This is a genomic window from Sphaerisporangium corydalis (assembly GCF_025506355.1).
GTDB lineage: Bacteria > Actinomycetota > Actinomycetes > Streptosporangiales > Streptosporangiaceae > Sphaerisporangium > Sphaerisporangium corydalis.
In genome coordinates, this window is record NZ_JANZYP010000038.1 from 64504 (window position 1) to 90563 (window position 26060).

Below are 26060 nucleotides of genomic sequence, written 5' to 3' on the forward strand. Positions count from 1 at the left end.
GGGGCGGCGACGTCAGCATGCGCCAGCGGACATCACCAAGAACATCACAGGAGGCGACGCATTGAGTGACCCGATGAACGTCCTGGCCCCCGAGCACCGGCGGCTCCGGATCGGCGACGCCTGGCGCGACGCCGCCGGCGGAGCCACCTTCGCCGTCGAGGACCCGGCCACCGGCGAGACCATCGCCGAGGTGCCGGACGCCGGCGCCGTCGACGGGCTCGCCGCTCTGGACGCGGCGAGCAAGGCGATGGCGGAGTGGGCGGCGACCCCGCCGCGGAAACGGTCAGAGCTGCTGACCGCGACGTACCGGGCACTGACCGGGCGATCCGAGGAGGTCGCCCGGCTGATAACGCTCGAGATGGGCAAGCCGCTCGCCGAGGCCCGGGCAGAGGTGGCCTACGGCGCCGAGTTCTTCCGTTGGTTCGCCGAGGAGGCGGTGCGCGTCGAGGGGCGCTACAACACCGCTCCCGCTGGTGGATATCGCATCCTCACCGTGCCGAAGCCGGTCGGACCGTGCGTCTTCGTGACGCCCTGGAACTTCCCGTTGGCCATGGGTGCCCGCAAGATCGCTCCCGCGCTGGCGGCGGGCTGCACGACGATCACCAAGCCGGCGGCCCAGACACCGCTCACCATGCTGTTCCTGGCCCGCGTCATGGAAGAGGCCGGCGTTCCCCCGGGCGTCGTCAACGTCGTGACGACCGAGCGTGCCGGCGAGGTGGTCTCAGCACTGCTGGCCGACCGCCGGACCCGCAAGCTCTCGTTCACCGGGTCGACCGAGGTCGGGCGCGTGCTGCTCCGGCAGGCGGCGGACAACGTGCTGCGCACCTCCATGGAACTGGGCGGCAACGCGGCCCTGATCGTGTGCGCCGACGCGGACCTGGACGTCGCGCTCGACGGTGCCATGGTGGCCAAGATGCGCAACATCGGGGAGTCCTGCATCGCGGCCAACCGGATCTACGTCGAGGAGCCGGTGCGCGAGGAGTTCACGGCGCGCTTCGCCGACCGGATGGGCGCGCTCTCGATGGGCCATGGTCTCGACGACGGCGTGGACGTCGGGGCGTTGATCGACGAGGCCTCGGTCACCAAGATCGACGAGCTCGTCGCCGACGCGGTCGGCCGCGGCGCCCGTGTCCTGATGGGCGGCCGGCGTCCGGACGGGCCGGGCCACTTCTACCCGCCCACGGTCCTCGTCGACGTGCCCGAAGACGCGCGGATGCTGCGGGCGGAGATCTTCGGCCCGGTGGCGCCGATCATCTCGTTCACGTCCGACGACGAGGTGATGGCGAAGGCCAACGACACCGAGCACGGCCTGGTCGGATACGTCTTCACCCGTGACCTCCGGCGGGCGCTCCGGTTCACCGAGGGGCTGGAGACAGGGATGGTCGGCATCAACCGTGGTCTGATCTCGGACCCCTCGGCCCCGTTCGGAGGCGTGAAGCAGTCCGGGATCGGCAAGGAGGGGTCGCACGAAGGCATCCTCGAGTACCTCGACGTCACCTACGCGGCGATCGACCTGCCGTGACCGGCCCGCTGCTCGCCCAGCAGATCACCGCCGACGTTCCAGAGAGGCACTGACATGCTTGAGACCGTCCGCGGACCACGCCAGCTGATCGTGGGCGAAGGGGTCGCGCAGAACATCCCACGCGTGGTGGCCGAGTGCGGCTCGCGCGTCCTCATCGTGACCGACCGGATTCTCCTGGGGCAGCCGGGCGTGGCCGAGATCGTGGCCGCCGTGCGGGAGAAGGTCGACGTCGTCGGGGTGTTCGCCGACGCGACTGCGGACGTGCCGCTCACCGATGTCGCCCTGGCCGTCTCGGTCGCCGCGGAGGTGGACGCCGACGTCATCCTCGCCATCGGGGGTGGCACGGTGATCGACCTCGCCAAAATCGTCGGCGTCATCCGGCGCCACGGTGGATCGCCGCGCGACTTCTACGGCGAGTCGAAGGTGCCGGGGCCGACGATTCCCCTCGTCGCGGTCCCGACGACGTCAGGCACCGGCTCCGAGCTCACGCCCGTCTCGGTGTTGACCGACCCGGACCGCGAGCTGAAGGTGGGGGTCTCCAGCGTCCACATCGTGCCCGACTTCGCCATCGTCGACCCCGAGCTCACCTACACCTGCCCCGCGACCGTCACCGCCCACTCCGGCATCGACGCGTTCTGTCACGCGGTGGAGAGCTACACCGCGCGACCCCGGGCCCACGGACCACGCGACCCGGTGGAGCAGGTCTTCCTCGGCCGCAACCCGATCACCGACCACTACGCGCTCCTGGCCGCGAAGCGGATCGCCCGCAGCCTGCCCCACGTCGTCAGGGACGGAGGCGACAAGGACGCGCGCGCGGACATGTCCTATGGGTCCATGCTGGCCGGGCTCGCGTTCTCCCACGCGGGCAACGCGGCTCCGCACGCCCTCCAGTACCCCATCGGCGCGGCCACCCACACACCGCACGGCCTGGGCGTCGGGCTGCTGCTGCCCTACGCGCTGGACGCGGCCAGGGATGCCATCGGCGACCGGCTGGCCATCCTCGCCGGGGTGTGCGGGCTCGACGTGACCGGCGCCTCGGACGCCGAGGCCGCGGACACGTTCCTCACCTGGCTCGACGGGCTCCTCGCCGGCATCGGCATCCCTGCCACCTTGGCGGACATCGGCGTGGCACGCGCCGACCTCCCGCGCTTCGCGGAGATGGCCGGTGGCGTCACCCGCCTGATCCAGAACCATCCAGGCCCGACCGACCCCGCCAGCCTGACCGCGATCCTCGAAGCGGCCTGGACCGGGGACCGACACGCCCTGACTCCGAAGCAGAGCTAGTGCCGGGCCTTTCACACGACGACGAGTTCCCCGCCCCACCCTGGGTCTCGAATCACCCAGGAACTCCGATTCCGGTTCCTCATCGGCGGATCGATCGGCCGCTACCCTGGCCCGGCGTCGTGGACGATGAGGGCCAGCTGAACCCGGTTGTCCAGGGCAGCCTTGGTGAGAATGCGGGAGATGTACCCCTTCACGGTGCCCACGCTCACGTGCAGCTCACCGGCGATCACCGCGTTCGGCTTCCCCTGGCCGACCGCCAGCGCCACCTCGCGCTCCCGCTCACTCAGCCGCGCCAGCACCTGACGGGCGTCGGTACGTCGCCGGTTCTCCTCCTCGGGCGCCAGGTGGGCGATCAGCTTGCGCGTGACGCTCGGCGACAGGATCGGCTCCCCCGCCACGACCTTCCGCACGGCGTCCACGATGCCCTCCGGCGGGGTGTCCTTGAGCAGGAATCCGCTCGCCCCCGACCGCAACGCCCTGAAGACCAGCTCGTCGGCGTCGAACGTGGTGAGCACCACCACCTCGGGCGCCCCCGCCTTCGCCCGCAGCCGGCGGGTCGCCTCGATGCCGTCGAGGCCGTTCATCCGGATGTCCATGAGCACCACGTCCGGAGCGTGCTCGGCCACGGCGCTCTCCACCTCGCCGCCGTCGGCCACCGCGCCGACGATGCGCAGGTCGGGGACGCCTTTGAGCATCAACGTCAGACCGGCGCGTACGAGGGCGTCGTCGTCCACGATCAGCACCCGGATCGGCGCGCTCTCGTCGGCTCTCACCCGGGCCATGCTAGCCAGGCCCTTCGCGATGTGACCGCGCCCTCACGCCGGCCACGGCAGCCAGGCCCTTCGCGATGTGACCACACCCTCACGCCGGCCACGGCAGCCGGGCCGCCAACCGGAACCCGCCGTCCGCAGTCTCCCCGGACTCCAACCGGCCACCGGCCAGCGACGCCCGTTCCGACAGCCCGGCCAGCCCCGCCCCCGCTCCAGTTTCCGCAAGCGGGGCCGGTCCGGTGGGAAGCGGGTTGCGCACCTCGACCACCAGCTCGGCCCCCCTCGTGCCCGACACGAGTACGGAGACGGGCGCCCCGGGCGCGTGCTTGCGCGCGTTCGTGAGCCCCTCCTGCACGATCCGGTACGCGGCGCGGCCGACCGCGTCCGGCACCTCGGACAGCCGCACCCCATGATCGTGCAGCTCGACCCGCATCCCGGCCCGCCGCGACTCCTCCACGAGCGCCCCGAGATCCACCCCACCCCCCGGCGGGGACCCGGTGCCCGGCGGCGGCGGTGGATCGCGGAGAACCGAGACGACGGTCCGTAGCTCCTCCAGCGCCAGGCGGGCGCTTGACCGGATCACCCCGGCCGCCTCCGCGACCTCCCCCGGCATCGCGTCCACGTTGAACTCCAGCGCCCCCGCGTGCACCACCAGCAGCGACAGCCGGTGGGCGAGCACGTCGTGCATCTCCCGGGCGATCCGGAGCCGTTCGGCGCGACGGGCCTCCTCGGCGCGCGACCGCTGGTCGGCCTCCGCCCGGCGAGCCCGCTCGGTCAGCGACAGCACCAGCTCCCGGCGGGTGCGCGCCAGCATTCCCCACGCGGTCACCGCCACCCCGAAGAGCACCCCGACCAGCGCCCATACCGGGTACGGCGCGAGCCCGGGCGGACGCAACGCGAACCTGGCCAGCGCCGCCCCCACCCCTGCCGCCCCCACGGCGATCGCCACGCGCGGCCGCCGATACAGGGCCGCGATCAGCGCGGCGACGCCCGCGGCCACCGACGCCGAAGCCGCGGGCACCGACAGCGCGATCACCCCCAGCCCCGCGGACACGGGCCACCTCCGGCACAGCCACACCCCCGGGCAGGCCAGCGCGCCACCCACCAGGTCGGCGACCAGGTACCAGCCCGGACCGTCCGACAGATCCCCCCAGATCACCGCCAATGCTCCGGCGAGCGCGGGCACGAACCCGGCCAGGTCCATCACCCAGCCGCCTCGCGACCACATCCAGCCGATCCGCACCTCATCCGCGCTGGTCAGGTACACACCCGCCGATCGTAGTCCGCCCCGGAGCCCCGCGTGAGCAACCCAGGTCACCTGTGGACCACGACCAAAGTCACCGGGAGAGGCGCCAAAGGTGTCTCGCGGAAACCTACTCAGGCCGCCATGTTCCGGCCGTCCGCCGGCAGAGGCAGGCCCCCGCCACCCGGCACGCTGGCCCCATGAAGACACCCGACATGCCGAAGGGCGGGCGACGCGCCGCGGTTCTGCTCGCGGTGATCACCCCGGTCATCGCCGAGCTCACCCTGGGCAACCCGCCGCTCAGCCGGATCTGGCTGATGCTCCTGTGGATCCCGATCTATGGCGCCGGCACGGTGCTGATCCGGGAACTGGTGCGACGGCGCCGCAGAGGCTGGCCGTCGATCCTGCTGCTCGGGCTGGCGTACGGCATCGTCGAGGAGGGGCTGGTGTTGCAGGCGCTCAGCAGTCCCACCATGTACGGGGTGGCCGGGTGGGCGCCGAGGTTCTTCGGGCTGAACAGCGCCTATGCCGAGCTCAACCTGCCCTACCACGCCGTGTTCAGCGTGGCGCTGCCGATCCTCCTGGGCGACCTGGCGTTCCCGTCCTTGCGCGACCGGCCGTACCTGAAGCGGACGGGGGTCGTGGTGGCCGGAGTGGTGTTCGTGCTGGGCGGGTTGCTGCTGCGGGTGACCGTGGCGGCCTCCATCGACCCCGGCTACCAGGCACCGGTCCTGGTGCTGGCGGGGTGCGCGGCCGGCGCGGCACTGCTGGCGGTGGTGGCCTTACGCGTTCTCCCGCCCGCCGCCCCCGCTCCGCTCACAACACCCGCCACCTTCGATGCGCTCACGCCGCCCGCCGCCTTCGATGCGCCGCCCGCGCGCGAAGCGTCCGTCGCGTCCGTGGCACCCGTGGCGTCCGTCGCCTCCCGATCGACGGTGGACGGCACGCTGGCCGGAGCGGTCCCCCGGCCCTGGGTGGCAGGGGTCTCCGGGTTGCTGGCGGGGTTCGGTTTTCTGGCTCTGCTGTTCCCGTTCGGCGGGGCCGATCAGCCCGCCTTCACCCATGGCGGCTGGGTGGCGGCGCCGATGCTGGGCGCGGCGGTGCTCGCGGTGCTGATCGGATGGCTGGTACGCCGGTGGACGGCGAGCGGCGGCTGGACGGACCGGCACAGCCTCTGCCTGGCCGGTGGCGCGTTGGCGGGGCATACCGCGTTCGGGGTGGTGGCCAACGCCGCCACCCTCGCCGACAAGCTGGAGCTGTCCGTTCTGGGGCTGGTCATGGTCGGTCTGCTGGCGCTGCTAGGCCGCCGACGCCCGGCCCCGATGCCGATGAAATGACCCGAAGAAACTTTCTCCGCCAGATGTAGAGAACCTCGCCACGGCTCCGACTCCCCTGCGAAGCCGAACGGCGGAGTCACCGAGAAACAGGAGCCGGACATGCGTAAGATCATCTTTTGGGTGCACACCTCGATCGACGGCCACATCGACGGCCCGAACGGCGAGTTCGACTGGCCCGTGATGGGCGAGGAGCTGTCGGCGTACTCCGAGGCGCTGGGTGACCGTTGCGACACCTTCCTGTACGGGCGCGGCGTCTGGGATGGCATGGTGGCCTTCTGGCCGAACGCCGAGTCGATGTCGGACCACCCGCACATCCTGAAGTTCGCCCCTCGCTGGCGCGACACCCCGAAGATCGTCTTCTCGAGGACACTGAAGGACACCGACTGGGCCACCCGGGTCATCGGCGACGACCTGGCCGAGCAGGTCGCCGACCTCAAACGCCAGGAAGGCGAGCACCTGCTGCTCACCGGCGGCTCCAGCCTGGCCGCGGCACTCACCGCCCACGGCCTGATCGACGAGTACCACATCGCGGTACACCCGGTGGTCCTGGGCGGCGGCCGCCCATTGTTCACCCCACGCGACGAACGACTGACCCTGCGCCTGACCGAGTCACGTGCCTGCGACTCGCAGGTGGTGGTGATGCGCTACGACCGCGTCTGACCGAGGGCCACCACGACACGTCCGGCGGGGAGAGTGCATGTCATACCGGAAGCGGACACGACCAAGTTCGGTCTAGCTCTGGCAGCCTCAATTGGAGGTGAATTCCTCGACACATCCGACTATCTGGTCAAGCGCAAGGTTTGCCTCAGGCATCGGAAAGAGCATCCATACATGAACCATCCCAGAATACTCAAATAGCTGCAAGGGTATGGATTCTTCCTTGGCCTTGTCCTGCAACCGGTGAGCGTCAGGGTTAACCAGATCACGCGTACCCGTAAAAACCGCCAGTGGCGCCAAACCCCTTAAAGATCCGTAGAGTGGACTGACCATCGGATCACGCACATCAAGATCGCCGGCATAGAGAAGACCGAGCCGCCGTGCGCCCTCAAGATCCAAGATCGGATCAGTACGGTCCAGGGCGGGCTGTTTCGCATCGCTGAAGCTGAAGTCCAATCCCGGCGACAGAAGCACTGAACCGGCGGGCTGCTGGAGGTTTACATCTCGAGCCTGCATCGCAAGCGACAAGGCCAGGTTACCCCCAGCCGAATCTCCGATGAGAACGACATTCTTTGGGCCGGCTTCGTGAATAAGATCGGCATATAGCGGAAGCAGGAACTCGAAAACGTCGGGAGCGGTCTTCTCTGGTGCTAACGGGTAGAGAGGAACGACGACAGTGGCATCGAGTCGCTTGCTGAGCTTCCCTATCAAGTCCCAGTGGAGCTCGGTAATGGACATGACGAAACCGCCGCCATGCAGGTACAAGATGTGACGATGGCCGGCGGAAACGCCACGGGGCCGTATAGTCAATACCTGGCGATCCGAACTAGTCTTCTCCTGAACGTCAAAGAATGACCGCATATCGTTCGAGGGCAGTGAAGGCCCACTCCGGCGATCCGATGCGATGGTTCGGTCTAGTCGCGTTACGCCGAGTTTGTGCTTGACTCGTAATAGACGAGCCAATACGACAGCGAGCTTGGCTTGTATGCTGGTCATTTGTCAGTAAGCCTTTGAGTGATATTGATGACAATCAAACCGTGGCTGCCAGTGCGTTCAGCCACCTCTTGCCTCGACAACCCGCTTCCTGAAGCGTACGATACTGTATCGTACACATCAAGGGGTGAAGCATGGTCGAGCGCGGAGCGGCTCGGGAGCGGGCGATCCTCACTGCCGTGATAGCGGTGGTGGGGGAGGTCGGCTACGAGGCCATGACAATGGACGCCGTCGCTGCGAGGGCGGCGGCGAGCAAGAACACGATCTACCGGCGGTGGCGCAACAAGGCCGAGCTCGCGCGCGCCGCCCTCGACGCGTACGACGCCGACACCAACGCCACCGCGCCCGACACCGGCACGCTGCGCGGTGACCTCGTCGGTGCCGTCGAGCTGGCCCGCGACAAGGCCACGCCGGCCTACATGGCACTCATCGGCGGCCTCGTGAGCGCGACCCGCCATGACCCGGAGCTCAAGACGCAGCTGCGCGAGCACACTGCCGACGATGAGCTGTCTCCGTTCGCCGCGGCGTTGCGCCGCGCCGTCGACCGCAGTGAGCTGCCGGCCACCGTCGACGAAATCCTGATCCACGACGTCGCCGAGGCGCTGATCGTGCACCGCCTGACCACCGGCTCGTCCTTCGACGACGACTACGTCGCCCGCATCGTCGACGACGTCCTGCTGCCACTGCTGACCCCGAAGGAAACCTCATGACACCCGTGCTCATCGTCGGCGCCGGCCCGACCGGGCTGACGCTGGCCTGCGAACTGGCCCGCCGCGGTGTCGCGTCCCGGGTCGTCGAGAAGGCCCCGCACCTGTTCCCCGGCTCTCGCGGCAAGGGCCTGCAACCGCGCACACTCGAGGTCTTCGACGACCTCGGCGTGATCGACGAGGTGCTCGCCGCAGGCATGGAGTTCCCGTCGTTTCGCCTCTACGCAGGCAAGGAGGTGGTGTGGGAGCGCACGTTGGCCGACATGCTCGGTGCCGGCGGGATCGAGCACCGCGCCGACGCGCCGTACCCGCTCCCCTGGCTGCTGCCGCAGTGGCGCACCGACGAGATCCTCCATGCCCGGCTGCGCGAGCTCGGCGGCGAGGTCGAGTTCGGCACCGAACTGGTGGGGTTCCGGCCCGACGCCGACGGCGTCACGGCCACCATCGTGCGCGACGGTGTCGCGACCGAAATCCTGGCGGCGTACCTGGTCGGCGCCGACGGCGGGCGCAGCGCCGTGCGCAAGAGCATGGCGGTCGGCTTCGAAGGCGAGACGTTCGAGAGCGAGCGCACCCTTGTCGGCGACGTGCGGGTGGACGGGCTCGACGGAGTGTTCTGCCACATGCTCACCCGCGACGGTGACCTGGCCGACCGGTTCTCGTTCTGGAGCCTCCCGCACACGCCCTACTACCAGTTCGTGGCGACGATGCCGACCGAGCAGGTTCCCGACCTCACGCTCGACGGGTTGCGTGGGCTGCTCGTCCAGCGCACCGGCCGCGGCGACCTTGGCCTGCACGACCTGCGCGCGATCTCGCTCTACCGCGTGAACGCGCGGATGGTGCGGAGGTTCCGGGTAGGCCGGGTGCTGCTCGCCGGCGACGCGGCGCACGTGCACTCGTCGGCCGGCGGGCAGGGGCTCAACCTGAGCGTGCAGGACGCCTACAACCTCGGCTGGAAAGTCGCGGCGGTGCTCGGTGGAGGGCCGGCCGAGCTGCTCGACACCTACGAGGCGGAACGGGTCCCGGTCGCGGCCGGCGTGCTCGGGTTGAGCGCGGTGCTGGACCGTCGCGACTTCGTGGCGCCGTCCGAGTCCGGCACGACTCCGGCGATCACGCAGCTGGGGCTCGGCTACCGTGGTGGGCCGCTGTCGGTGGAGGACCGGGCCGCTCCCGGGGCGGTCCAGGCCGGGGACCGGGCGCCGGACGGCGTGGTCGGCGACCGGCGGCTGTTCGACGTCTTCCGCGGCACGCACTTCACGCTGCTGGGCTTCGGTATCGACGTGGCGGCGTTCGAGCGCAGCCATCCCGGTGTCGTCGTGGCGCGGACGGTCGGCGCCGGGGCGCAGCTGCCTGACGACGGCGCGGTCACGGCGAGCTACGACGTGTCCGGCCCGGCGATGTTCCTGGTCCGGCCCGACGGCTACGTCGGCGCGGTGTCGGAGTCACCGGGCGTAATCGAGGACTACCTGCGGCTGGTGAAATAGTCCAGACCGAGCGTGCGTCTGGCGTTGACGAGTGGGCCGGCATGTCGGTGTGGTGCTCGGGCGTCATGCTGATCAGGAGGCGGATGGGTGCCTGGCTGTTCTGATCGAGGGTGACAGCCAGTTGGGTGCCTACCTCGGTCACGTTGTGCAGGTGCAGTAGCGAGCCGGGCGGCTCGCGCCCTCACCACCGCCACCACCTCCCGGAACAACCTCGGTCGTCTTCTCCTCTGCGCGTACTACACCGGCCGGCTTCCCGTCCTTTCGTTCGACCACTTGATGACCTCAGTGATCATCCGCCTTCTGCGTTGATCGTCAGGTCGGGGAATCGCGCCGGGTAAGGGGGCCGTCCGTTCAGGACGATCCAGGCCTGTCCGCTCCGTCCGCCGGCCAGGATGGCCTCCACCGCGTCGGCCGCCTCGGATGGGCCGGCGAGGGCATGTCCCGCCTCGGCGAGCAACTCGCGGATCGGGGCGAGCAGCGGGGTGTCGACCAGGCCCGGGCACAGCGCGTTGACCTTGACACCGTCGCGGGCCAGGAGCGTGGCGGTCGACCGGACGAGGCCGACCAGGGCGTGCTTGCTCGCGGCGTAGAACGGGTCGGGAGATTCCTTGAGCCCGGCCAGGCTGGAGGTGACGATGATCGAGCCGCCTCCGCGCAGGTGCGGGAGGCAGGCGTGGATCCCGTAGACGACGCTGTCCAGGTTGGTGGCGATGGTGGTGCGGTAGGCGGCCGGGGTGAAGTCGTGCCATCCGCATTGGCCGGGGATGCCCGCGTTGAGCACGGCCACGTCGAGCCTGCCGTACGCCGAGATCGCCTCGGCCACGGCCGCCTCGTTGTCCTCCGGACGGGAGACGTCGGCCGGCACGAACCGGGCACCGGTCTCGGCGGCGACCTGCTCACCAAGCGAGCGGTCTTTGTCGACGATGACCACTTTCCAGCCTTTGTGTGCCATGCGCCGTGTGAGGGCAGCGCCGATGCCACTGGCACCGCCGGTGATCAGCATCACGGTCACCGTGACTCCCCGGGCGGTCCAGACGCTTCGACCGGTAGGCGAACCAGCGCGACCCCCCTGAGTCGCAAGCCGTGACGGCGCAGGTAGGCGCGGCCGTACATGCGCTGGAAGGCGAGCAGCGCGGCGAGGGTGGCCACCAGCAGGACGTCGTCCAGCAGCGGCACCGCGTCGATGGGCAGCGTGGTGGCCATGACGACGCGCAGGGCCGCATCGGCCAGCAACGCGACCCCCCACACCGCCGTGGTGACCCGCAGCACGTGGCGAAACGGCGGGTGGTCCCGCCAATTCACCTCCCACTGCCGTTGCTTGTCGCGATCGGAGATCACGCGCATGGCCTCGTACAGGAACGGGCGCCGCCCGCAGAGCGTGACCAATGCCCACACACCCAGCGCGCCGGTGCCCCACGCGTTGCGGATCAACAGCACGCGCGGGCTGCCGGCGACGAACGACATGGCGACGGTGAGCACCATCGCGCCGAGCACGAACACCGTGATCCCGCTGACGCGCCGCTCGACGACCAGGCCGTGGACGGCTCGGGCCGCGGGCAGCGCGCCGGCGGCCAGTAGTGCGATCCATTGGCTCACCCCGGCCGCCCTGAGCCCGTAGAAGATCACGAGCGGCCCGGCGAGTTCCACGACCGCCACACTGACCAGGCCGCGCCGCACCCCGCTCACCGCTCCACCGCAGCCTGCTGGGCGGCCTTTTGTACGGCCCGGACGAAGGTGTCGACGACGGTGCCGCGGTAGGCGTCGAAGTCGAACGAGTGCTCGTGGATCCGGGGGGCCGCCGCGTCGATGGCGGCGCGGATCATGACCGCCATCGATCGGGCGTCGAAGTCGCCGAAGTCGCCGCCTCGCTGTCCCTCCTCCAGCAGCATGACGAGTCCCTGGACGCTCGGCTCCTGGTGGCCGGCGCTGGAGTACGGCTCACCGGCCTGGTCCCGCAGATGGGGTCCGATCTCGGTCACGGCGGCCAGGTCGATCGGGTGTTCTCGGAGGAACTCCAGGTTCGCCTCCAGGTAGGCCCGCAGCCGTCCGGAGGCGGTGGTCTGAGCCTTCACCCGCTCCAGGATGAAGGCGGCTCCCGCGAGATAGACGTCTTCGACGATCTGCCGGATCAGATCCTGCTTGCCCGCGAAGTGGTACGAGATCATGCGGGGACTGCTGAGACCGGCCCGTCCGGTGATGGTCGCGAAGGTGGCCTTGTCGTAACCGAGCTCGACGATGGTCTCGATGGCCGCTCGGACGATCTGCGCCCGGCGCGCGGCGTTGGTGACGCTGTCTCTCGACTGTTTTTTTATCTGCATAGATAAAAAATGGTACAGCCAGATAAATTCGTTGTCCAGCGCGGCTGAGCATCCGCTCACCGCCTCCTGCGGGAAGGACCGGCCCGGGCGGCGCTCGCGCCGACGGGCTCACCGCGGCCCGAGACGATCACCTGGTGGCCGGAGCGGGTCACTGACACCACCACCGGCGACCCGGCCCCCGTGCCCTGCTCGGCCACCTCGAAGAAGGCGACCGCTGGACCGACACCCCGTCACCGGGCTGTGAGGGCGACCGGCATGCAGGCCCTTCACCAGGGTCCGCGCCACCAGCCGCAACGTAGCTGTAAGTGACAGGAGCTACATCCGGTGGCTGGCGGGGCTCGGTTTCCGTCATCGAGCATGTGCGGGCATCGGATGGGTTCGGCTTTCGATGTGTTCGACTCGGTGGCCTTCTCGGTCGCGGTGAAGTTCCTCCGGGGATCCGCGTTGGTCCACGGCGATCATGCCGACGCCGTACGCCACGAACACCATCACGATCAAGCACAGTTGTGCGGCCTGCGCGAATTCCAGATCGAGGATCATCGGTAGCGCGCTCAGCAGCATGATTCCCAACAGCAGCCAGCCGGCTGTTTCGGCATGGGGATCCCGGGCGAGGTAGAGCACTACGACGGTCGTGGTGAGCCAGGCCCAGCAGGCGGCGGCCAGGGAAACCAGCCAGCCCTGTGTGCGCCTGAACAGTCGGCGCCAGATGGTGCGGTGCTCGGCGGAGGTTTCATTCACCAGCCCGGTGATGATCAGCACGATCAACAACGCGGCATTGACGGCGAGCAGCCACCGCACCGTCTGGAAGCCGAAGGGACCGGCCAGTTCGACTGACCGATGCACTATCGCCGGCCCTGGTGTCAGTCGCGGTTGGGGAGAAGCTGCTCGGCACTCGTGCGTAGCCCAGATCCGGACCTCTCCCAAAGGGCATGCGGAAGGACGGGGCGGGGGCGGGATCGTGAAACTGGGCTTGGGGGAGATCGTGCCCATTGATCTGGTGATGGTGACACACCCCGCCTTCGCCTACGATCCACTACTCATCGACCACGGTATGTGGCGCTTGTCTCGGGTGCGTGTGGGCCGCTCGACCTGCGAAGGCTAACCGCAGTTGAGGTAGTCGCCTGAAGGGTGGAGACGCCGGTAGGGCGCGAGGCGGCGAAGTCTGCGCGGCCCTGGGCGATGACCTCGGGGTATGCCCGGGTCTGGTCGTGCTTTACGAGGGCGCGGTAGATGCCGGCGACGGATGGGTTGTGCCCCTTACGTCTGCCGGCCTGACCGCCGAGGCCGTCATCCAACCCAAGAGGACCGCGGTCACGAATCTCTGAGACCGCTACTTTGCGCCTGAGATCAGAATAAGCCGTGGAGGGAGATCCGTCGTACAGCCTGAACGCCGGGAGATGTTCCTTGCTGAATCGAGGGTGCGCCGTCGACGCGCACCCTCGAAAAATGCTGTATCTATTCAGCAATGGTGGCAACCGCATCGGCTCGGAGGGGCCGTAACGAGCTTTCTGCGACGCTCACTCTGTGAGTGACGACCGCATGCAGGGAAACGTTGCGAATTGCAGGGTATCTACATTTCCCCTTCACCTGTCAGCAGCCAGCGAGCCCGTCGAATCTGCCAGGGGCTCCCCATCTCCAGGTTCGCGACTGGCCACTCGAATAACCTGTACAGGAAAGGTCGGGGGCGTTCGCGAGGATAACCTTGGCGCGTTGGTAGGAGCCGCACGCGTTCGTAACCGTGAGATAGTCCGTCCACCCGGAGTCGTCCAGGTCAACGTGCATGCAGGTGGGGGCGTTGGCCATGGCCGTGCTCGTGTCGGCGTAGGCGGGGGTCATGAATCCCGGAAGCAGGGCTCCGACCATCACCGCCAAGGCCGCCTTGGATAAGTTCGATACACGTTGCATGTAACTCATCTCCGTTCCGTTGACCATGTTCGGGATTGCACTTAAGGCTTCTCGCTGTCGTCCCATTTCCTTTCTCTGATGAACCATTTGACAGTATGGCGGAAATAGGAAGGTCGATCGGTATCCAGGAAAACTCGTACATTCCCTAGATGTGATCGCGCGGGTGGTGGCAGCGGATGACGGCGCGGCCGAGGTCGAGACGAGGCACACGGCCATGACGACCAGGCTCAGGAGCGCCGCGGCGAACCGCGGCAGGCGATGCCGGAGGCCGTCACCGGCAGGTGAGGCGAACCGGTCCCGGCTCGCACGGCGTAAGCGGCGCGGCGGAACAACACGTCGGCCGGTGCTTTCGATTTCCTGAACTGGAGGAGAGCCTGCTGGTGGCATCACCGGCGAGTGCACCGGCTTGAGCCTGCGTTGGGCTGGGAATCGCGACGGAATGCTCACGCTCGCGGCACCGAGCAGCGTCATCAATCTTCGCTTCATTTCTTCCTTTCTTGATGTTCCAGTCTGTCTTCGCCGCCTTTGCCGCTGGACAAGAGCGACGCGTTCTTTGTGATGACCGAAATTTGGCTGCAATCGCGCCGGATGGCTTGCACTGGGCAGTGATCATTGTTAGGTGATCGTTTGGTCGGAATCTCGTCGATCGCCGTTTCCGCTCGCGCGTGCCGGTCAGACCCTTTTCTAGGCCAAGGGACGTGGAGTTATCGAGAGCGCGCATGCGCGGACACACCGGCGAGGGCGCAGGTGCGCACTACCGCGCAGCCGCGCGCCTGTACATGTATGGCTATGGCGTCGGATTATGAGTGTGTGGCTGATAAGCAGACGCTGAAACAACAGCTCCCTCACCCCTACAACCAGGACCTGTCGCAGGTCCTGCGGCGGCTTGACCGCCGCACGGCCTTCAGCCGTACCAGACTGGCCAACGATCCGGTCACCGCGGCTTATATCGCCGCGGCCATGCGCCTGGTCGAACGCCATCTAGGCCCTGATGCCACCCGTACACTGAGAGATTCGGGCGACGAAACCTCCATTGATCGTCCGGTTCTAAGCTTTCTGTCGCAGCGCACAGTGGCCGCAGAGGTCAACAACAACCCTGACCCGTTCCCCCAAATGGGCAGCGTGTCCACGATGCGAAGCACCTGGAGGTCCCATTCGGACTTCATCGCCGATTTACTCCGTTTCGGCCTTTGGTCGAAGTACCAACCCTCCCATTGCGACGTCACCGAGACGGCGGATGTCATTGAGCAGCTGATCGACGGCCCGCACTTCGTCGAGGCCATGCACGAGCTGGGCTATCGGGACTTGATGACCTTCATCGACAGGCCGAAGTTCCGGCTCGAACTCATCGCCGTCGCGGCAGCCGATGGGGATGACACCATCCGCCAAGCCATGGCCGAGAACCACCATGGCCTCATGGAGCCATGGATAGAGGTATGCGCGGAGATACTTCGCGTTCGAGGTCTGCAACTACGCACCGGCATGACGCTCGACATGCTTGTCACCCTTATGACAGCCATCACAGAAGGCGTGGCTCTGCGCGCTCTCATCGATCCCGAGGTCGGCATTGTCGACCATCGCAAGCAGCGCTCGTTGCTTGGCACCGGGCTCCTGGCGTTGATCCTCGGCTGCGTCGAACGGACCGACGACGCAGATGAGCTATCACTGGAAGAGGCCGTCTCGACGATGGTCTATGACCTCTCCTCGCGACTCTCTGGTGCGCCACCAGGTGTATGAAGGGCCAGGTCATCAGGACAAATGGCCACCCGGATCCTGCCGGCGTGTGGCCCATGCGTTCTGCGTGGGAGGAGACGACTGGCTGACCGACCTTGCGGTGTCACCCGTTGTCGTCTCCAACGGGTCGCGTGGTGACGCCGCCGGAGTTCAGGATGGTGGCGAGGTGGTGGATGCCTTCTTCGATGTGGTGGGACGTGAGTCTGCTGTAGCCCATCACGAGGGCCGGGTGCGGGCCTGGCGCCGGGCTGGACCGGTAGCGGTCCAGGGGCTGCAGGAGGATGCCGTGCCGGGCGGCGGTGGCGGCCAGGTGGATCGCGTCCATGCCGTCGGGCAGCCTGACCAGGACATGCAGGCCCGCGGAGACGCCGGTCGCACGACAGGCGGGCAGGTGCTGGCGCAGGGCCGCGATGAGCGCGTCGCGCCGCTGGCGGTAGCTGCGACGGGTGCGCCGCAGGTGCCGGTCGAGGTCGCCGCGCTGGACGAACTCGGCGACGGTGGCCTGGATGATCGAGGTGGTGAACCGGTCACTACGCGCGCGGGCGGCGACCACCTCCTCGCGTAGCGCCGGTGGGACGACCAGCCAGCCGAGCCGCAGCCCGGGAGCGAGGCTCTTGGAGAGGCTACCGGCGTGGACGACGTGATCGGGCGCGACCCCTTGGAGGGCGCCGACGGGTTGGCGGTCGTAGCGGTATTCGGCGTCGTAGTCGTCCTCGATGACGTACGCGCCGCTGGTGCGAGCCCAGTCGAGCAGGTCGATCCGCCGGCGGGCCGAGAGCACCACACCGGTCGGGTACTGGTGGGCGGGTGTGACGAGCACCGCGCCCGCCCTGGACGCGGTCAGCCGGTCCACCCGCAGCCCCTCGTCGTCGACCTCGATGTACGCCTACGACGCCCGTGACTACGACATCGCCCGGCTGGTGTGGCAGGTCTGCGACCAGTGCTGCCGCGGCAGCATCAACAAGATCTCCATCTCCCCCGAATGGCAGCGCCGTGGCGTGGGCCGCCGCCTGATCAGCCGCGCCTTACGCGACGGCCCGGGCTACACCTGGTCCACCTCCGGCCAGTCACCGGAGGCCAAGCGGTTCTTCCCGGCGCTGACCGCGGAGACCGGAACGGCCTTCCCCGAGTACGGCGGCGGCTGCGTCCACTTCGACGACGACCGCCGTCGGCCGATCGGCTCGCCGATCCCGGCGCCCGCGCCGCGGTTCGAGCGGCACGTCTGACCTTCGCCCGCCGGTCCAGGACCGGCCGGGTCCCGGCTCCTGTCGGCTGTGTTCGGCTCGTATCGGCTGGCGTCGTCACCACCCCGAATCCGTTTCAGCGACCGACCAGGGGGGCGGGGACCTCCTGCTCAGCCCTCCTGGGGTTCGACGGCGGCTGGGACATCCACGTCGTCCGGCACGGCCGGCTGGCGGCGGCCGGAGTGATGCCGAAGGGCGCCCATCCGACGGCGTACGTCGACGCCCTGGTCGCCACCGCCGAGACCGTGACTCCCGGCCCCCTGCCGGCCGCCATCGCCGAAGAGAGCGAGTGCATCCTGCGCTCGACTCCCCAGGCGTCCGGCTGGTCCGCCGTCGAGGGCACCGGGAGCCTACCCACCCGCGGCGCCGCCCATCTGGAAGGCCCGCATCGACCACTCCCACGACGGCGTCCGCGCCTACGACCAGCCCGCCACCCCCGCGAAGGCCGCCCTCCGCGCTGACGAGCCGCTTCCCCTGGACACCGGCTCGCCAGGCAGATGACCGCGTATTCGCATTTGTTATTCGCGGTCGCGGATATTCCGATAGAGAGATGTGGCGGCCGGGTCACATACCGTGTCACCCACCAATGGGCTTCTCTTGATGCGGAGGGCGGGCATTGTCAGCGAAAAGAGCGGCACCGGCCGCGTTGTCTTCTCGCAGTGCGGCGAGCCGGGCGCGGGCGATCGTTTCCACGGTGCCCCGGGCGGGTTCGGTGAGGCGTCCGGTGGAGGCGGCCGACCGGGTCTGCGCCCAGGCCCACCGCTGGTGCCGGTTGAGCAGCAGTAGCGTCACCAGCCAGAACACCCTGTCGGATGAGGCCAGCGAGGCCACCAGTACGACCGCGGCGCCGACCAGCAGCCCAGGCGTACCGTGCACCGTGGCGGCGGCGATCGCGAAAGGGGCACCTGCCACCATTCCTGCCATTCCCGTCAGTTGGGATAAATCACCTTTTCTCATGTCTTTCACCACCATGACGCCGGGCGAATGGCGCCGATCCAGGCGTGGATCATCTGTTTTCCTCCTCGGGCCGAAGCCGTGTGAAGGGTTGTGGCGCGCCGCGGCCGGAGGTCCGCGCAGAAACCAAGATTTTTCCGTCATTTTCTCGGGGCGCCGTGCCGCGCCGCCGAGGGTGTGATGACCATGCGCGAGGAGCCTGAGGAGTTATCCGACCGGGAACTGGTCGTCCGAGCGTCATATCCACTGACCAGGCGGGCCGCGCTGCACGCCATCTACGAGCGCTACCACCTCCGCATCCTGCGGTTCTGCGCCGACCGGCTCCGCTACCAGGACGGCGCGGTCGACGCCGCCGCCGACACCTTCGCCGAGCTCATCCGGTACTTCGCCGAGGACAAGACCTTGCGCGATCCCGACGCGCTCGCGGGCTTCCTCTATCGGATCGCCGACCGGCGCACCATGCGGTACATGCGCGGTGGCAGCCCCGGCAAGGGTCACCGTCCCGCCCTCGACATGCTCGGCGTCAACGACGTCTCCCAGATGGATCTCGACGAGAGCTTCGGCCTGACTCCGGCCGAGAGCTTCGAGATGAGCCGCGCCGAGGACGCCGCCGGACTGGACCGGGTCCGCCACCTGCTCGACACCCAGGTCGTGACCACGTTCACCGCCGCTCAGCAGCGGATGTACGAGGCGTCGGTGCGCCGCGGCCTGTACGGCAAGGCGCTCGCCGACCACCTCGACATGACACCGGACCAGGCCAAGAACACCGCCGAACGCATCCGCAAGCTCGCCGAGAACGGCTTCGCCGCCCTGGTGCTGTTCCGCGACGCCCGCCGGGTCTGCCGCGACCTCGACCGCATCATCCTCGGCGCCGTCGCCCGAGACGGCGACACTTTCACCGCTCAGGTCCGCGAGCAGATCGTCCGGCACTTCGACACCTGCTCGACCTGCCAGAAGTGCGAGGTATGCAACCCCCTGCGCCGCCGCCTGATCGCCCCCTACTCCCCCGCGCTGGTCCCGGTCGTCTACGCCACCGAACTACGCGAGCGGGTAATGCGGCAACTCGACCAGCTCAGCCGCTCCGTCCAGCACCACGACACCCCGCCTCGGCCACCGGACGAACCCGAACCCCCGTCGCGGCCGAAGCGGCCGAAGCGGCCGAAGCGACGGCGGTCCCGCCGGCCGCGCCGCCTGCACGAGCTCTTCCGCGCCCGCCCGGCCAAGGCCGCAGGCGGGCACCTGCGGCGGTCGGCGCTGAGCAAGCCGTACGTCATCGCGCTGGGAATCGCGCCGGTGATTCTGGTCGCGCTCGGGATCACGGCGTCCCTGCTCGGCCTGAACCCGCTCAGCGCCGTGGCGTCCGCCCCGCTCAAACGGCCCGACCCCTGCGCGCTCATCAGCCGGGCGGACGCGGAAAGAGAGATCGGCGCATCGTCGTCCGCCTGCTACAGCTGGGAATCGCCGAAAGCCGTGTCAGATGCGTCAGGACTGGGCCCCGCCGCCGGGGGCTATTTCTCCGACCCCAACGACACGCCGGAGCATCCGCCCGATTGGTACCTGTACCTCTCCACCTACGACGCCGGAGGCAAGGCCACGACCGCGTTCGACACCCTCGAGCAGCGGACGCGTTCCGCCCTTCCGCAACTGAGCAACGACTTCAACGTGAAAATGGGTCGGGTGCCGGGGCTCGGTGACGACAACTTCTATGTCTGCGGCCTGTGGAACGTGCCGGCCCCGACCGAGCGCACGAAGAAGTACAGCAACATCGACTGCTCCAAGGCAGCCTCTTTGTCCGTCCGCCGGAGCAACATCGTCCTGGTGATCGAGATACTACGGTTCGAGGGCACGGGAAACGCCCTTGAACAGGTCAAACACCTGACCGAACGCGCCCTGCGCTTCTGACGGCCGCCGCCTCCGCGAGGGCCTTCACCATCGCCGTCTCCGCGAAGGCCGTCCTGTGGCCCCACCGGCCGTCATCTGAGGTGTCGCCGCAGGCGGACAGTGGCCGGACCGCGCGGGAAGCAGTGATCGTGTCAGCGAGGCATCAGCCCGGTTGAGAGATGAGATTCAGGAGAGGAAGGTGCCCACCCGCTTGACCGTACGGATCACGGGCGCGGTCTCCAGCTCGCGCACGCCGTGGAGCGGTGCCACCCGCTCGGTGAGGTAGCGGTAGAGGTCGCGGGTGTCACGGCAGGCCACCCCGGCCATGAGGTTGGTGGGGCCGGTGGTGGCCGCGACCACGTCGGCCTCGGGGTGGGCTGCCATGGCTTCGCCGACCGAGGCCAGGGCCGACGGCTCCACCTTCATCCACAACCAGGCCTCGGCGTGGTAGCCCAGGGCTTGTGAGGGGATTTCGACGTCGAACCGGAGCGTGTCGCTGGATCGCAGCTGGTCGAGGCGGCGTCGCACGCTCGTGTGCGACCATCCGCCGGCCGCCACCAGCTCGCCGTACCCGGCCCGCCCGTCCTGGGCCAGCACGCGCAGAATGGCGTGGTCCCGCGCGCTCAGCGACACCTCCTTCTCGTACGGAAGAGCGGGCCGGAGCCGCTCGGCCTGCTCGTCGGTGAGCACCGCGACCCGGCTGCGCCAGCCGGCGAACATGTGCAGGGTCGCGTGCGCGGACATGGCCACGATGCGCGGGGTGCGCGGCAGCTTCTTCAGCAGCAGGGCGTCACCGTCCTGGTCGCCGCCCGCCTGGACGCCGCAGGCGATCTCGGTGCCGCCGGACAGCAGGCGCACCCAGACGGTGTCGTCGCGCCGGGCGAGGGCCTCGGCCACCTGACCTGCCGCATCCGGCGTGCACACGAGCCGCACCGACCAGGAGGTGCGGCCGAAGCGCTGGCCGTTGAGCCAGCCGACCACGCGCAGGACGCCGTGCGCGCGCAGCTTCCGGTAGCGGCGGGCGACGGTGTGCTCGGAGACGTCGAGCACGTCGGCGATCGTGCGGAAGGAGGCGCGGCCGTCGATCTGGAGCGCGTGCACGAGTGCGTAGTCCATCGCATCCAGCGCGCTAGTTTTCACCATATTTCATTCTTTCATGCCACTTATCGCCACAAGGCGGCACACGAGGTGCGCGATCTGCCTGAGCGACGGGATTCTTGACGCATGAGCACTTACCTGGTTTTCGGCGCAACGGGCAGCGTCGGCAGAAGGGTGGCCGAGCGGCTGGCCTGGAGTGGCGCCGCCGTACGAGCCACGAGCCGCAACCCGGAGGCCGCGAAGCTACCCCAAGGCGTCGAGGTGATCCCCGCGGACCTGGAGGCGCCCGGTGCCCTCGACGACATCGATGCCGCGTTCCTCATGTGGCCCTTCCACTCGGCTGAACCCGGCCGCCCCATCGTCGACGCGCTCAAGCGCCGCGTCCGCCACGTCGTCTTCATGACCGGCGGCGGCGCCCTGCCCGGGCTCGCGCCCGAAGAGCAGCCCAGCCCGGCCGCCCGCTGGCACGCCACCGTCGAGCATCTGATCGAGCGGTCCGGCATGGCGTGGACGGTGCTGAGCCCCAGCACCTTCATGACCAACACCCTGTGGTGGAGCGACCAGATCAAGGCAGGTGACAGCGTCCGCGGGGCCTTCGGCTCGCTGTGGATGACACCGATCCACGAGGACGACATCGCGGCGGTGGCCGTCCACGCGCTGACCGAACCCGGGCACGAAGGACACCGCTACACCCTCACCGGGCCCGAGGTGCTGACCCAGGCCGAACAGGTGCGCTTGATCGGCGAGGCCATCGGCCGCCCGCTGCGCTGGCAGGAGCTGACGCTGGAGCAAGAGCGCGCCCGGCTGCTGGCCGACCCCGACTTCCCCGGCGGCTTCGTCGACGAGCTGCTCGACGGCTACACCAAGATGGCCGCCGCCCCGCGTCCGCAGGTCACCTCCACGGTGCGCGACATCACAGGGGCGCCCGTCACGACGCTGTCGGCGTGGGCCGCCGAGCACGCCGCGGACTTCGGCGGCGAGCAGAGGTGAAGGTGATCGTCATCGGGGCCGGCCTCGGCGGGCTGGCCCTGGCCAACGGGCTGCGCAGGGCCGGGATCGGCGTGGCCGTCTACGAGCGAGACCCGTCGCCGCTCATCCGCCGCCAGGGCTACCGCCTGCACCTGAGCGACGTGGGCATCGACGCGCTGACCAGCGTGATGGCCCCGGAACGGCTGGCGGCCTTCCTGTCCACCGCCCACACACCCGCGCCCCGCTTTGTCCGCTTCGATCCCATGCTTGAGAAGTCAGAGGTCCTCGAACACGGCGGACTTCACCTGTCGATCGACCGGCGGACGCTCCGCGACACCCTGCTGGCCGACGTGGCGGAGACGATCACGTACGGCATGCGGCTGACCGGCTTCCAGGTCGCGGCCGGCCACGTGACGGCGCGCTTCGACGACGGCACCACCGCCGCAGCCGACGTCCTGATCGGCGCCGACGGCATCAACTCCGCGGTCCGCCGCCAGTACCTGCCACACATCCGCATCGTCGGCACCGGCCTCGTCCAGCTCTACGGCAAGATCCCCACCGAGCTGGCCGAGGGCATGGACAACGTATTCACCGCGATCACCGGTCCAGGCCATCGCACGATGGGCGTCGCGCCCACCCGCGACTACGCCACCTGCTCCTTCGGCGCCCGTGCCGACGACCTCCCACCCGGCCTGCACCTGATGACACAGGAGCGGCTCAGGTCCCTCGTCATGGACATGACGGACGGCTGGCACCCCCTCATCCACCGGATGATCGTCCAATGGCACGAGGTCTTCCCGTTGGAGCTGCGCACCAGCGTCCCGATCCCGCCCTGGCAGACCACCCGTGTCACCCTGCTCGGCGACGCCGCCCACGCCATGAGCCCGGCGGCCGGGGCGGGGGCCAACCTCGCTTTACGCGACGCGGCGGCGCTGGTCGCGGTACTCGCCCACGGCGGCCCGCTCATCCCGGCACTACGCTCCTACGAGCAGGAAATGATCGATTCCGGGTTCGCCGCGGTCCGCATCTCCGCCGCCAACGGCTCGCGCGTTCTCGGCCAGGACCCCCTGCCTGCCAGTTGACGGCGCGTGACCTTCGGCGCCGAACGGGCCCGCGCCCGCCCTCGGCTACCTCATCTACCGGGCACCGCGCTCAAGCCCCGAGACCAGCCGTGACGTCGGTCGCGGTGGCAGCGGTGTGCGGATTGACCGCTTGGAGTGCGCGCGGCAGGTCGGGGTGGAGACTCACCACCCGTCCCAGGCCGGTGATCTCCAGCAGGCGCAGCACGCGTGGGTGCGGGCTGACCACGTGCACGCCGCCGCCGGCGGCCTGCACCTGGTCACGGGCATCGATCAGGACGCACAGACCGGAGCAATCCAGGAAGGACAGACCGCTCAGTTCCAGCAGCAGCGGCTCCTGCGGGCGCGGATGGACGTCGGCGAGAAAGGTTCCCAGCTGAGCGGAGTTGGTGACATCGACTTCGCCGCTGACCCAGACCACCGTAGCGGCGGGCAGGCGACGAAAGGCCATTGTGACCGGGCTCACGGATCACCTCTCCAGTCGGCGGGAAGGCGAGGTTCAGACATCTGGCCCCGTGCTCCTGCGCTGCACGGAACAGTGGTTGCCTTGAGCGAGGACTCCTTCCGGGACAGAATATGCACCGAAGCACGTTACCGGAAAGACAGTTCATGAAAAGTTCGGGGGGTACCCCGCGGACCTGTGGTGGTTGTAAGCCTGCTAAGCGAAAGTGTGACGCCGTTGTGACCGTTTCTGAGGGCAGCTCTTCCCGATGGACTTTCCTGACCCATCACGCCAGGGTGCTGATGGAGATCGCCCGCCACCCCGATGCCACGATGCGCGACATCGCCGCGGCGATCGGCATCACCGAGCGTGCCGTGCACGGCATCATCACCGACCTGCACCAAGCCGGATACCTGAGCCGCGAACGCGTCGGGCGGCGCAACCACTACCGCATCAATCCCGATCAGCACCTGCGCTACCCCACCGAGGCCGCCTTCCCCGTCGGCCGGCTGATCGAGGTGTTCGTGGACCACGACCTGGCCGAGCCCATCACCAACACACGATGAGCGGACGCGCAAGCCGGAGGATGCCGACCGGCCCGGCTGAGAGGTGAGCGACTACCAGTCGGGCTTCCCACCAGGTATCAGCGCGCACAGCGCGATGGCGCAGGCGGTGTTGGCGCTACCGATCGTGACCAGGACCAGGAACTCAGATCACACGATTATCGGGCACGCCCGTGCCGAAGTGGCGCACTGAAACCTAGGTTTCCACCAGAGCCCTGCGAAGAGGACAATCCCGCCTGGTCAAACCGTAGTAGGACATGGCGGCGGCGAGCAGGCCCAGGCCCCACAAGGTGTAGCCGAACATCTCCATCGACACCTTCCAGACCGGGGCCTGGGCAAGGTTGCCCTTGCCAAGGATCCATGCCGTCATCCCGGCCACGCCGAAGTAGCCGACCATGCCCGCGCCGACGAGCAAGGCGGGTCCGAGTACAAGCCATCGCGGCACATCGCGTCCTGCCAGCGGAACCACCCAGCGCGGCCAGATCCTGCCGAACCGGTGGACCAATGCCAGCGGCAGGAGGGTACCGGCCACGATCATCAGGGCGACGAAGATCGCGAAAGGCGAACCGAGCGCGAACGGCAACGGCTTGTCCGTCGTCAAGGAGTCGAGCACCAGCGCGGTCACCCGAGCGGCGCAACCACCGACCGCGACGTAGGCGGCGAGGTAGGCCCATCGCGGTGTGGGGTCGGTGCGCCGCTCCGGCGAACGGCCGTGCACTCGGGCGCAAAGGACGCAGGCCCGGCGAACCCTGCGCTGCTCGGCGACGGCACACGCCAGCGTCAGCGCGCCCGCCGTCGCTCCGGCCGCGCGGGTCAACAGGCTTCCCCAGTGGTCGACCTGGCCGAAAAGCATGGTGGCAAGACTGATGGCGACCGCGTACGAATAGATGATCAGCCCGGCCCCGGCCACCCACGCCAGCGCCACCAGCGTCCACCGCGCAGGCGCGGCCCAGTGGCGTGCGGTCCCGGCGGCGATCAGCGAGCACACCGCCGCGGCCATGAAGGCGAGCGTCACCGCCACCCACCGGCCAGGCGAGAACGGCTCCTCAGGAGGAGCCAAGGGCGACCCCGGGTCCATCAGCCACCACACGTGGGCCACCCCATAGGCCGAGCTCCACACCGCCGCAACGCGGGGCCACCTGCGCGGCCCGCTCAATGCCTCGGCTCTCATCCGAACTCCTCAGCCCCGTGACTCGACGACTCGACGACTCGACGAGCCTGCTCTGACAGAGCTGTGATCACGCTGAGGGGCGCTGAGAATCCACTCAGCTGCGGAACCACACGGCGCATTGGGTGGGTGCCGCTTTCCCCGTACCCCCGCAGGTACCTGCCCTGATCAGAATTGCGGGCGTGGGGTGGCGTTCAACCACTTGTCGCGGAGGCAGATCTGGCCCGCTCTCAAGGACGAACCTTTCAACGCTAGGAGTAGCGTGGATATGTCTAGTCCGGGCCCTGCGGTGTCTCCGCCGCCTCCGCCGCCGCTTCGGCTTGTGGAGCATGTACTGGAGTGTCAGCTCTGCAAGCAGACATGCGTGATTCATGAGCTGCTGACCCGGGCTCCCGACGACGTACGAACGTCGATCGCTCTCACCACAACCCTGGCATGGCCGCACCGGGCACCCCGCGAGCTGCCCTCCTCCGCGCCAGATCAAATGCGGGACATCTACCGAGAAGGTGCGCAGTGCGAGGCCGTCGACGCGTTTCGGGCCGCGGGGGGATGTACCGTGCGGCGGTCGAGAAGATGTGTGATGACCTTGGTGTAGGTGGCACGAACCTGAAAGGAAGATCAACGCTCTGGTCGAAGACCGCGACCACCTTGGGCCGAGTGAACGCGGAGGTGACCGTCGAACCACATCGCCATGCTCCGGTGCCGTCGAGG

Annotated in this window: 24 protein-coding genes; 12 read left to right on the forward strand and 12 right to left on the reverse strand. The window is 68.6% G+C overall.

Translation table 11 applies throughout. The features are described 5' to 3' along the window. Positions 1 to 61: 61 nt before the first annotated feature. Together NYZ98_RS24385 and NYZ98_RS24390 are read left to right on the forward strand one after the other, a co-directional pair. Entirely contained in the window at positions 62 to 1522 is a 1461-nt protein-coding gene (locus NYZ98_RS24385) for an NAD-dependent succinate-semialdehyde dehydrogenase (RefSeq protein WP_380707741.1), read from the forward strand. Between the two features lie 54 nt (positions 1523 to 1576). After that, entirely contained in the window at positions 1577 to 2806 is a 1230-nt protein-coding gene (locus tag NYZ98_RS24390; protein WP_262845368.1) for an iron-containing alcohol dehydrogenase, read from the forward strand. A gap of 101 nt (positions 2807 to 2907) precedes the next feature. On the opposite strand, the gene NYZ98_RS24395 is transcribed toward NYZ98_RS24390, so the two are convergent. Both NYZ98_RS24395 and NYZ98_RS24400 read right to left on the reverse strand, forming a co-directional pair. Further along, positions 2908 to 3588 carry a response regulator gene (locus NYZ98_RS24395; RefSeq protein ID WP_380707738.1) on the reverse strand — a complete coding sequence of 227 codons (681 nt, stop codon included), beginning with the start codon at positions 3586 to 3588 and terminating at the stop codon, positions 2908 to 2910. Positions 3589 to 3667: 79 nt separating this feature from the next. After that, entirely contained in the window at positions 3668 to 4843 is a 1176-nt protein-coding gene (locus tag NYZ98_RS24400; protein WP_262845372.1) for a sensor histidine kinase, read from the reverse strand. 176 nt (positions 4844 to 5019) lie between these two features. Here NYZ98_RS24400 and NYZ98_RS24405 point away from each other — a divergent pair, with 176 nt between their 5' ends. Both NYZ98_RS24405 and NYZ98_RS24410 read left to right on the forward strand, forming a co-directional pair. After that, a complete protein-coding gene (locus NYZ98_RS24405; RefSeq protein ID WP_262845374.1) occupies positions 5020 to 6156 on the forward strand; it encodes a hypothetical protein in 1137 nt (378 codons plus the stop codon). A 99-nt stretch (positions 6157 to 6255) separates the two neighbouring features. Then, on the forward strand, positions 6256 to 6816 hold the full coding sequence (locus tag NYZ98_RS24410; RefSeq protein ID WP_262845375.1) for a dihydrofolate reductase family protein: 561 nt from the start codon (positions 6256 to 6258) through the stop codon (positions 6814 to 6816). A gap of 87 nt (positions 6817 to 6903) precedes the next feature. Here the strand turns inward: NYZ98_RS24410 and NYZ98_RS24415 are convergent, their stop codons facing one another. Next, on the reverse strand, positions 6904 to 7809 hold the full coding sequence (locus NYZ98_RS24415; protein ID WP_316249602.1) for an alpha/beta hydrolase: 906 nt from the start codon (positions 7807 to 7809) through the stop codon (positions 6904 to 6906). 131 nt (positions 7810 to 7940) lie between these two features. On the opposite strand from NYZ98_RS24415, the gene NYZ98_RS24420 reads away from it, so the two are divergent. After that, on the forward strand, positions 7941 to 8516 hold the full coding sequence (locus NYZ98_RS24420; protein WP_262845377.1) for a TetR/AcrR family transcriptional regulator: 576 nt from the start codon (positions 7941 to 7943) through the stop codon (positions 8514 to 8516). Beyond that, on the forward strand, positions 8513 to 9994 hold the full coding sequence (locus NYZ98_RS24425; protein WP_262845379.1) for an FAD-dependent monooxygenase: 1482 nt from the start codon (positions 8513 to 8515) through the stop codon (positions 9992 to 9994). Before NYZ98_RS24420 ends, NYZ98_RS24425 begins: the two co-directional genes overlap by 4 nt. A 289-nt stretch (positions 9995 to 10283) precedes the next feature. Here the strand turns inward: NYZ98_RS24425 and NYZ98_RS24430 are convergent, their stop codons facing one another. From NYZ98_RS24430 to NYZ98_RS24445, 4 genes are all read right to left on the reverse strand, one after another. Continuing rightward, a complete protein-coding gene (locus NYZ98_RS24430; RefSeq protein WP_262845408.1) occupies positions 10284 to 10997 on the reverse strand; it encodes an SDR family NAD(P)-dependent oxidoreductase in 714 nt (237 codons plus the stop codon). A gap of 5 nt (positions 10998 to 11002) precedes the next feature. Continuing rightward, entirely contained in the window at positions 11003 to 11680 is a 678-nt protein-coding gene (locus NYZ98_RS24435; RefSeq protein ID WP_262845381.1) for a VC0807 family protein, read from the reverse strand. Next, the gene (locus NYZ98_RS24440; RefSeq protein ID WP_262845383.1) at positions 11677 to 12312 is read right to left on the reverse strand and encodes a TetR/AcrR family transcriptional regulator; all 636 of its coding nucleotides are present in this window, start codon (positions 12310 to 12312) and stop codon (positions 11677 to 11679) included. Before NYZ98_RS24440 ends, NYZ98_RS24435 begins: the two co-directional genes overlap by 4 nt. A 348-nt stretch (positions 12313 to 12660) precedes the next feature. Continuing rightward, a complete protein-coding gene (locus NYZ98_RS24445; RefSeq protein WP_262845385.1) occupies positions 12661 to 13110 on the reverse strand; it encodes a hypothetical protein in 450 nt (149 codons plus the stop codon). 1917 nt (positions 13111 to 15027) lie between these two features. On the opposite strand from NYZ98_RS24445, the gene NYZ98_RS24450 reads away from it, so the two are divergent. Then, positions 15028 to 15954: a hypothetical protein gene (locus NYZ98_RS24450; protein ID WP_262845387.1), complete on the forward strand. Its 927-nt coding sequence runs from the start codon at positions 15028 to 15030 to the stop codon at positions 15952 to 15954. A 100-nt stretch (positions 15955 to 16054) separates the two neighbouring features. On the opposite strand, the gene NYZ98_RS24455 is transcribed toward NYZ98_RS24450, so the two are convergent. Continuing rightward, positions 16055 to 16771, reverse strand: a complete 717-nt coding sequence (locus tag NYZ98_RS24455) for an aminotransferase-like domain-containing protein (RefSeq protein ID WP_262845409.1) — start codon at positions 16769 to 16771, stop codon at positions 16055 to 16057. Here NYZ98_RS24455 and NYZ98_RS24460 point away from each other — a divergent pair. Further along, entirely contained in the window at positions 16761 to 17177 is a 417-nt protein-coding gene (locus NYZ98_RS24460) for an N-acetyltransferase (RefSeq protein WP_262845410.1), read from the forward strand. The genes NYZ98_RS24455 and NYZ98_RS24460 overlap by 11 nt on opposite strands. Before the next feature lie 594 nt (positions 17178 to 17771). On the opposite strand, the gene NYZ98_RS24470 is transcribed toward NYZ98_RS24460, so the two are convergent. Continuing rightward, entirely contained in the window at positions 17772 to 18293 is a 522-nt protein-coding gene (locus NYZ98_RS24470; RefSeq protein WP_262845388.1) for a hypothetical protein, read from the reverse strand. Between the two features lie 42 nt (positions 18294 to 18335). Between NYZ98_RS24470 and NYZ98_RS24475 the strand changes: the two genes are divergently transcribed. Next, the gene (locus tag NYZ98_RS24475; protein ID WP_262845390.1) at positions 18336 to 20051 is read left to right on the forward strand and encodes an RNA polymerase sigma factor; all 1716 of its coding nucleotides are present in this window, start codon (positions 18336 to 18338) and stop codon (positions 20049 to 20051) included. Positions 20052 to 20216: 165 nt separating this feature from the next. On the opposite strand, the gene NYZ98_RS24480 is transcribed toward NYZ98_RS24475, so the two are convergent. Next, positions 20217 to 21146, reverse strand: a complete 930-nt coding sequence (locus NYZ98_RS24480) for an Lrp/AsnC family transcriptional regulator (protein WP_262845392.1) — start codon at positions 21144 to 21146, stop codon at positions 20217 to 20219. 108 nt (positions 21147 to 21254) lie between these two features. On the opposite strand from NYZ98_RS24480, the gene NYZ98_RS24485 reads away from it, so the two are divergent. Both NYZ98_RS24485 and NYZ98_RS24490 read left to right on the forward strand, forming a co-directional pair. Then, the gene (locus NYZ98_RS24485; protein ID WP_262845394.1) at positions 21255 to 22118 is read left to right on the forward strand and encodes an NAD(P)H-binding protein; all 864 of its coding nucleotides are present in this window, start codon (positions 21255 to 21257) and stop codon (positions 22116 to 22118) included. Continuing rightward, complete coding sequence (locus NYZ98_RS24490) at positions 22115 to 23179, forward strand: FAD-dependent oxidoreductase (RefSeq protein WP_262845396.1); 1065 nt, start codon at positions 22115 to 22117, stop codon at positions 23177 to 23179. The genes NYZ98_RS24485 and NYZ98_RS24490 overlap by 4 nt, the downstream gene beginning before the upstream one ends. 70 nt (positions 23180 to 23249) lie before the next feature. Here NYZ98_RS24490 and NYZ98_RS24495 read toward each other — a convergent pair whose 3' ends face one another. Further along, a complete protein-coding gene (locus NYZ98_RS24495) occupies positions 23250 to 23642 on the reverse strand; it encodes an STAS domain-containing protein (protein ID WP_262845398.1) in 393 nt (130 codons plus the stop codon). 272 nt (positions 23643 to 23914) lie between these two features. On the opposite strand from NYZ98_RS24495, the gene NYZ98_RS24500 reads away from it, so the two are divergent. After that, the gene (locus NYZ98_RS24500) at positions 23915 to 24184 is read left to right on the forward strand and encodes a MarR family transcriptional regulator (protein WP_262845400.1); all 270 of its coding nucleotides are present in this window, start codon (positions 23915 to 23917) and stop codon (positions 24182 to 24184) included. Between the two features lie 193 nt (positions 24185 to 24377). Here the strand turns inward: NYZ98_RS24500 and NYZ98_RS24505 are convergent, their stop codons facing one another. Further along, complete coding sequence (locus NYZ98_RS24505; protein ID WP_262845402.1) at positions 24378 to 25196, reverse strand: hypothetical protein; 819 nt, start codon at positions 25194 to 25196, stop codon at positions 24378 to 24380. Between the last annotated feature and the right edge of the window lie 864 nt (positions 25197 to 26060).